At 40.3% G+C, this 6,595-nt stretch carries 3 protein-coding genes and 1 rRNA gene; 3 read left to right on the top strand and 1 reads right to left on the bottom strand.

Translation table 11 applies throughout. From position 1 onward, the window contains the following. The first annotated feature begins 43 nt into the window (after nucleotides 1-43). The 3 genes from rrf (at nucleotide 44) to GVK91_RS18565 (ending at nucleotide 3,676) form a co-directional block, all read left to right on the top strand. A 5S ribosomal RNA gene (gene rrf / locus GVK91_RS18575) occupies nucleotides 44-155 on the top strand. 1,008 nt (nucleotides 156-1,163) lie between these two features. Continuing rightward, nucleotides 1,164-2,570 (top strand): Gfo/Idh/MocA family protein, encoded by a 1,407-nt coding sequence (locus GVK91_RS18570; RefSeq protein ID WP_220801655.1) that lies wholly within the window; start codon nucleotides 1,164-1,166, stop codon nucleotides 2,568-2,570. Nucleotides 2,571-2,785: 215 nt separating this feature from the next. Next, a complete protein-coding gene (locus GVK91_RS18565; RefSeq protein ID WP_235032956.1) occupies nucleotides 2,786-3,676 on the top strand; it encodes a formylglycine-generating enzyme family protein in 891 nt (296 codons plus the stop codon). 49 nt (nucleotides 3,677-3,725) lie between these two features. Here the strand turns inward: GVK91_RS18565 and carB are convergent, their stop codons facing one another. Further along, a complete protein-coding gene (gene carB, locus GVK91_RS18560; protein WP_153847519.1) occupies nucleotides 3,726-6,545 on the bottom strand; it encodes a carbamoyl-phosphate synthase large subunit in 2,820 nt (939 codons plus the stop codon). Nucleotides 6,546-6,595 lie beyond the last annotated feature (50 nt).

Genomic DNA, 6,595 nt, shown 5'->3' with positions numbered 1-6,595 from the left:
GAATAAGATGATATGAATATCATAGATCAGCCAATAAAGATTTTTAGGTGCCTATATCGGCGGTGTCTACCTCTTCCCATTCCGAACAGAGCAGTCAAGCCCGCCAGAGCCGATGGTATTGCCGTAACAGGTGGGAGAGTAGGTCGGTGCCTTTTTTTACACGGAAGCCCTTGCTGGAAACAGTCAAGGGCTTCTTTCGTTTAGATACTTCCGTATTTCCCTGTACAGGCTATTGCCCATCCTCCGCATATCGGTTATCGCAGCACATGGCCGTCGATGAGCCTGATCCATCGGTAGCTGTTCCGCAACTCTCACTGTGCTCAGTGGTATTGCTCAGTGGTATGGAGCATCCTTGTAGCCGAGGGGAATTGTAATCCAGTGGACAGCACTCATACAGCCTTCACTGACCGTGTCAAACCTTATTGCTTTTCACCAGTGTCCTATAGCCGTATATCGGTAAGTACAGCAAGGACTACTCGTAATTATTGGGGAATATCCTGTCCTGCTACTATCCTTATCAAGCTATATTGTTTTTCATCTGTATCGTATTGCTGTATATCAATGGCCTTGCAGTAGCTACTTGTAATAAGCAGTTGTATATGCTATCCGACTGTTGGGAAGTATACAGGTAGTGGTTACAGATATAGCTCTCATAATTACATGCTATACAGCTATTCTACTCTATTATTAAGCTTTATTGGCAAATGTCATTAGCCACATAAGTTGATCTTCTTATTTACACATCCTGATCAGGAACGTAATATAACATTATACCTGCAGCTATACCTCTGTGTAGTTACAATTGTATAACGATAGCAAATGCAGCTCGATATTCCCTGCTAGGGTAACCGGTTATGATGGGCTTATCCTATCAGGGATTTCATTATTGAAAACTTTGTGGCTGATGAATATCGATTGAAAAACAACGAAGATAAAAAATTAAGCAATCGTTTGTGTAGATTAAGCAAACGATTGCTTTCAAGTTTCATTTTTTATTTAGAAAAAAGTGTTATATTATTGTTATAGAGATTAAGTTCTTACATAAGAACCAAATATAAATCCAATCCAAAAGGATTTTTCTATTGACTGTTTAGTTTGTTTTAAAATAGGTGATTTTTTAGAGGGACCAATTGGTCCCTTTAAATTTATATGAACTTTAAATTATGGATTCTAGAAGAGATTTTCTAAAAAAGGCCGGAATATTGTCATCACTGGCTGTTTCACTCCCTACTTTGGTCAATGCCAATACGGCAGCAGAGTCGTTTAATATGTGTGGCTATGCAGCTCCAAAAATTGATAAAGTCAGAGTAGCGGTGATTGGACTGGGCATGCGCGGTCCTGGTGCTGTTGAACGGTTATCCTTTATTGAGGGATGCGAAATTGTCGCACTTTGCGACAAACATCCGGATCGGGTTGAGCGCGCAACAAAAATCGTTACATCGAAAGGTCTAACAGCTCCGAAAGCGTATTCAGGTGAAGATGGCTGGAAATCCTTGTTGAAAGAAGAGAAACTCGATCTCGTCTATATTTGTACGCCTTGGGATTATCATACTCCGATGAGTATTGCCGCGATGAAAGCGGGTAATCACGTGGCTTGTGAAGTGCCGATTGCTTTGACGATCAAAGATTGTTGGGAGGTCGTGAAGACATCTGAAGCGACTAAAAAGCATTGTATGATGCTGGAAAATTGCTGTTATGATTTCTTCGAAATGCTGACATTGAATATGGTGCGCCAAGGCTTGTTTGGCGAACTCGTCCATGCCGAGGGTGCTTATATTCACGATTTGCTTGATCTTAATTTTGCAAAGAATGGCTATGATAACATGTGGCGCCTGAGAGAAAATATAAAATTAAATGGAAATCTATATCCTACTCATGGACTTGGGCCTGTGGCACAATGCTTAAATATCAATAGAGGGGATAAGATGGATCATCTTGTGGCAATGTCTTCCAATGATTTTATGATGGGAGAAAAAGCAAAAGAGCTAGCGGCCAAGGATTCTTTTTTTCAGGAATTTGTCGGAAAGAAATACCGCGGTAATATGAATACAACGCTTATCCGCACCGCAAAAGGAAAAACGATTATGCTGCAGCATGATGTCACTTCTCCTAGACCTTACTCTAGATTACATACACTAAGTGGAACCAAAGGGTTTGCACAAAAGTATCCTACGGAGAATATTGCTTTTGGCCATGAATTCATTACAGAACAGAAATTAAAAGAACTGTACGATAAATACACACCAGAATTGGTAAAATATATTGGTGAGCAGGCAAAACAGGTTGGTGGACACGGTGGGATGGATTTTATGATGGACTGGCGTCTGATTGACTGTTTGCGCAACGGATTACCTTTGGACCAGGATGTCTATGATGCTGCTTCATGGAGCTGTATCGTGCCATTGAGTTTCGAATCTGTAGAAAAGAACTGTAAAACAGTTGATGTACCGGATTTCACAAAGGGTGCATGGAAAAATAATACGCCGGTAGAAATCACGTTAAAAGGCGGTGGAAATACGCCTATTCGTTCTAGATCAGCGAAAAAAGAAAATATACAATTGGGCGTATAGCCCTCTTATATAAATGACTTATTGAAGGGGAACTTTTTATTGTTCCCCTTTTATGTTTATCTTTAATTATGTTATTCAATCTGACTCTAATTACCTGTTTATCGTTATTTTCCACCAAGGATACACTTTCCTGTTGTGTTGGGGAAAATATACCTACGCGCGCAGGTATGATAAAATCCCAAATTGCTCAGTTAAAAAGTAAGACTACGGACAAGATGATATTAGTCGAAGGGGGCAAATTTTTGATGGGAAGTTCGAACTTTGAAGATAGTAAGCCTTTACATCAGGTGCAACTGAATTCATTTTATATGGACGAACATGAGGTCACAAATGCACAGTTTGCGCAGTTTGTAAAGGAGACAGGTTATATAACTGTTGCTGAGCGGGAGCTGGATCCGAAAGACTTTCCTGGAGTGGATCCCAAGATGTTAGTTCCGGGATCGGCTGTATTTTCCAAACCTAAAGAACTCAATTCATTAAATAATTATCTGATGTGGTGGGAGTATGTCCCTGGTGCAAATTGGCAACATCCCGAGGGACCGAATAGCTCGATAAAGGATAAAATGAATTATCCTGTTGTTCAGGTTGCCTATGAAGATGCTGCAGCTTATGCGAAATGGGCAGGCAAACGATTACCTACAGAAGCGGAATGGGAATATGCGGCTAGAGGACGTAAAGATGCAAACGACGACTTGTATTATTGGGGTAAGGAATTGAAGCCTAATGGTAAATGGACCGCAAATATTTACCAGGGAAAGTTTCCTGTACAAGATTCGAAAGAAGATGGATTTGAAGGGACAGCACCTGTAAAATCATTTCAGGCAAATGCGTTGGGACTGTACGATATGGAAGGGAATGTGTGGGAATGGTGTGCTGATTTTTATAGACCCGATTATTATCAGCATAGTACAACTGCTAACCCCAAAGGACCACAAGATTCTTATGATCCGCAGGAACCAAATCTTGAAAAACGCGTTCAGCGGGGAGGGTCATTTCTTTGCAATGATCAATATTGCGAAAGGTATAAAGCCGGAAGCAGAGGAAAAGGGGAGGTCAACAGTCCTACAAATAATGTAGGGTTCCGCTGTGTAAAAGATATAAAATAGAAAAGGCTTGCATTTGCAAGCCTTTTCTATTCTATTTTATTGATATGTCTTATTGTGCATTCAAAAACATTGATTTTTGATTGTACAATTCTCTGAAATAAGGATCTTGAAGATCTTTGATAAAGCGAATTGCTTCACCAGTTGATTTCATCTCAGGGCCTAATTGCTTGTCTACTTCAGGGAATTTACTGAAAGAGAATACAGGTTCTTTAATCGCGTATCCTTTTAGTTTACGTTCGATCGTAAAGTCTTTCAATTTATTAACACCCAACATGACTTTAGTTGCAATATTGATGTAAGGAACATCATAAGCTTTAGCGATGAAAGGGACCGTACGTGATGCACGTGGGTTGGCCTCGATAACATACACATTTTCACCTTTTACGGCAAACTGAATGTTTAATAGACCTCTTACGTTCAATGCTTTTGCTAGTTTAATGGAATATTCTTCCATTTTATCCTGAACTGCTTGTGATAGGCCAAATGGAGGCAATACAGCTGAAGAGTCCCCTGAGTGGATACCAGCAGGTTCAATATGTTCCATCATACCAATGATGTGTACATCTTCACCATCACAGATTGAATCTGATTCAGCTTCTTCTGCACGATCCAGGAAGTGGTCGATCAGGATATGGTTTCCAGGAAGGTTTTTCAACAAGTTGACGACAGCTTTTTCTAAATCTTCATCGTTGATGACAATGCTCATGCCTTGTCCACCCAACACGTAAGAAGGACGAACCAATACTGGATATCCAACTTCGTTTGCAACTTGTAATGCTTCTTCTGCTGAAGTTGCTACACCGTATCTTGGATATGGAATTTCCAATTCTTTCAATAGATCGGAGAAACGGCCACGATCTTCTGCCAAGTCCATATTCTCAAATGAAGTACCGATGATTTTTACGCCAAGTTGCTCTAGACGCTCAGCCATTTTAAGAGCCGTTTGTCCACCCAACTGAACGATAACACCTTCTGGTTTTTCTAATTCGATGATCTCACGTACATGCTCCCAGAATACGGGCTCGAAGTATAATTTGTCAGCCATATTGAAGTCTGTCGATACAGTCTCTGGGTTACAGTTAACCATAATCGCTTCGTAACCACATTCTTTAGCCGCCAATAAACCGTGTACACAGGAGTAATCGAACTCGATACCTTGACCGATACGGTTAGGACCTGAGCCTAAAACGATGATTTTCTTTTTATCTGAAGAGATCGATTCGTTTTCTTCTTCGAATGTCGAATAGTAGTATGGTGTTTGTGCAGGGAATTCTGCAGCACAAGTATCTACCATTTTGTAAACACGGTTGATACCTAACTCCTTACGACGATCGTAAACTTGATCCTCTGTTACATTTCCTAATAACCATGCGATTTGTACATCTGAATAACCTTTTTGTTTTAAGGTCATGAAGAAATCGCGTGGAATATTATTCAATTGATAACGACGTAATTCTTGCTCAAGGTGTACCAACTCTTGGATCTGTACTAAGAACCATTTGTCGATACGTGTTGCCTTACGGATAGATTCCAAAGGAACGCCTAATTCGAAAGCATCTTTGATATGAAATAAACGGTCACCACTTGGATGTTCCAAACTGTCCATGATTTCGTCAAGGTTTCTCCATTGACGACCGTCAGCACCTAAACCAGCGCGGCCAGTCTCCAATGATTGACAAGCTTTCTGTAAAGCTTCGATAAATGTACGGCCGATTGCCATTACTTCACCTACCGCTTTCATCTGTAGACCTAATTCCTTGTTTGCTCCTTTGAATTTATCGAAGTTGAAACGAGGGATCTTAACGATCACATAGTCTAATGTTGGTTCAAAATATGCGGATGTTGTCTTTGTGATCTGATTTTGCAATTCATCCAAGTTGTAACCAATCGCCAATTTAGCTGCAATCTTCGCAATCGGATAACCCGTTGCTTTCGATGCTAAAGCCGAAGAGCGTGATACACGTGGATTGATTTCGATGGCAATGATCTCTTCGTTTTCTGGGTTTACAGAGAACTGAACGTTACATCCACCTGCAAATGTACCAATAGAACGCATCATCAGAATAGCCTGATTACGCATATCTTGATAACATTTGTCTGACAATGTCATGCCTGGTGCAACAGTGATTGAGTCTCCAGTGTGGATACCCATTGGATCGAAGTTTTCAATGGTACAGATGATGATAACATTGTCGTTGGTATCACGAAGTAATTCCAACTCAAATTCTTTCCAGCCTAATACCGCTTGTTCTACCAAAACTTCGTGTGTTGGTGAAGCGTGTAAACCTCTATTTAAGGCCGCATCAAAATCTTCTTTTCTGTGAACAAATCCACCTCCTGTACCTGCAAGAGTATAAGATGGACGTATAACAAGCGGATAGCCAATTTCTTGTGCCGCTTCTTTACCTTCAAGGAATGAGTTTGCAATTTTGGATGTTGCAACGCCCACACCGATATCAACCATTAATTGACGGAATTCTTCACGGTTTTCAGTTTTTTCAATGGCAGCAACATCAACACCGATAACTTTTACATTGTATTTTTCCCAAAGACCTAGGTTAGAAGCTTCGATACATAAGTTCAAAGCAGTCTGGCCACCCATGGTAGGAAGTACAGCGTCAATGTTGTGTTTTTGCAAAATTTCTTCAATACTTTCGCATGTTAATGGAAGTAAGTAGACATTGTCTGCAACAACTTTGTCCGTCATGATTGTTGCAGGGTTTGAGTTGATGATGGATACTTCAATACCTTCTTCTTTCAATGAAAGGGATGCTTGAGATCCAGAATAATCAAATTCACAAGCTTGACCGATAACGATGGGACCTGATCCGATGATTAAAACCGACTTAATGGAAGTGTTTCTTGGCATTATATCTAGTTCAAAAAATTAAATTTCCTATTGTAAATCTGAGCAAAGAC

The sequence above is a fragment of the Sphingobacterium sp. 18053 genome (assembly GCF_902706145.1).
GTDB lineage: Bacteria > Bacteroidota > Bacteroidia > Sphingobacteriales > Sphingobacteriaceae > Sphingobacterium > Sphingobacterium paramultivorum.
This window is presented reverse-complemented; position numbering and strand designations above follow the sequence as displayed.

Excerpts from the sequence above, each read along its gene's own strand:
- GVK91_RS18565 (WP_235032956.1), top strand. The coding sequence starts at position 2,786 with ATGATATTAGTCGAAGGGGGCAAATTTTTGATGGGAAGTTCGAACTTT.
- carB (WP_153847519.1), bottom strand. The coding sequence starts at position 6,545 with ATGCCAAGAAACACTTCCATTAAGTCGGTTTTAATCATCGGATCAGGT.
- GVK91_RS18570 (WP_220801655.1), top strand. The coding sequence starts at position 1,164 with ATGGATTCTAGAAGAGATTTTCTAAAAAAGGCCGGAATATTGTCATCA.